Below are 1,642 nucleotides of genomic sequence, written 5' to 3'. Positions count from 1 at the left end.
AAATCATGAAACATCCATGACTAAAAAATAAACGCCAAAGGGGATGAAAATATTTTAGGATAATTTAGATTTGTTCTTACAAATCTAAATTACCAGGAAATGGAAGAAGTATCCTTTCGTCAAGTTGTATCACGAGGCTGTGGTATAGACGTACACCAGAAAGTAGCAGTGGCTACAATCGGAGGAGAAGCACTTCGGACTCAGACCCGCGAGTTTGGTACTACAACAAGTTCTTTGACAGAAATGAAAGAGTGGTTATTGGGCAATGGCATAACGCATGTAGCGATGGAGAGCACAGGGGTTTACTGGAAGCCTGTCTACAACATTCTTGAACCGAGTGGCATCAAGGTATGGATTGTCAATGCTCGCCATATCAAGTATGTACCCGGGCACAAGACAGACAAACAGGATAGTGCGTGGATATTGAAGTTACTGTTGGCAGGCTTATTAAAGCCAAGTTATGTTCCACCCAAGGCACAGAGGGAATTAAGGGATCTGACCCGTTACAGGAATAAGCTGGTACAGAATGTTGCCTCTGAGAAGAACAGGATAATACGGATTCTGGAGGATTGTAACATAAAACTGTCCAGTGTGATGAGTTCTACAAGCGGTGTAACGGCAACAAAATTGATAGACAAACTATGTGATGGCAAGATAGTGACCAGAGAGGATATAGATGAAGTTTATCACGGTAAGCTCCAATGCAGCAAGGATGATTTATATGAAGCATGTCAGGGATTTATAACCGACCATCATATATTCTTGTTGCAGGCAATAAAGCGGGATATAGAATCAACGGAATCTATAATCTCCGAACTCAGTGCAAGGATTAAAGAAAGCTTGTCTGAATACGATAATGCGATGGAAGTTTTAAGAGGAATCCCCGGATTAAATAGAAAGACCGTTGAAGATCTGATAGCGGAGATAGGCCTGGATATGTCGGTTTTCCCCACAGAGAAACACTTAGCCTCATGGGCGGGTATGTGTCCCGGGAACAACGAGAGTGCAGGTAAAAAAAAAAGCGGAGGAGTCACCCACGGGAACAAACAGGTAAAAGCAGTAATAACTGAGGCAGCATGGGCTGCAACAAGGACTAAAAATACATTTTACTCTGCAAGATATCACAGATTGGCAGCAAGAAGAGGCAAAAAGAGAGCCTTGATAGCAGTAGGACATTCGATCCTGAAGTCTGTCTATCATGTGTTGAGCGGAGTAGAGGAGTATAAGGAACTTGGAGCAGACTATGTAAACCAACGGGTTGAAAAGAGACGAAGGTTATATCTCAAAAGAGAGTTGGAAAAGCTTGGATATGATGTCCAGCTAACGCAACAGGAACGACAAGCAGGATAAAAAACCAATAAATCAAAGGTCGATTTTTACTGGTACCCACTATTTACGAATAGTAAGGAAACCGATCATGAAACTGATCTCAACAGCTAAGCGGCAAAGACAGTGACAAAGAGCACGTGTATGAAATTTTAATATTTTTAGCTGTTTATATACCAATGCCGAAAAAATAACCACGCATTTATTATTCGATAAGTGCTCTCTTTTGTTTTGTCAGGATTATTAATATTAGTTTAAAACACTGAAAAATACCCTGTTTATGGGTAATAAATTATAAAATATTTACGTATGAAAA

At 40.4% G+C, this 1,642-nt stretch carries 1 protein-coding gene; it reads left to right on the top strand.

What is annotated here, in order from left to right; translation table 11 throughout:
• Positions 1-99: 99 nt before the first annotated feature.
• Entirely contained in the window at positions 100-1,350 is a 1,251-nt protein-coding gene (locus tag PLL47_RS14900; protein WP_324447373.1) for an IS110 family RNA-guided transposase, read from the top strand.
• Positions 1,351-1,642: the final 292 nt, after the last annotated feature.

This window comes from Methanosarcina sp. (assembly GCF_035390745.1).
GTDB lineage: Archaea > Halobacteriota > Methanosarcinia > Methanosarcinales > Methanosarcinaceae > Methanosarcina.
This window is presented reverse-complemented; position numbering and strand designations above follow the sequence as displayed.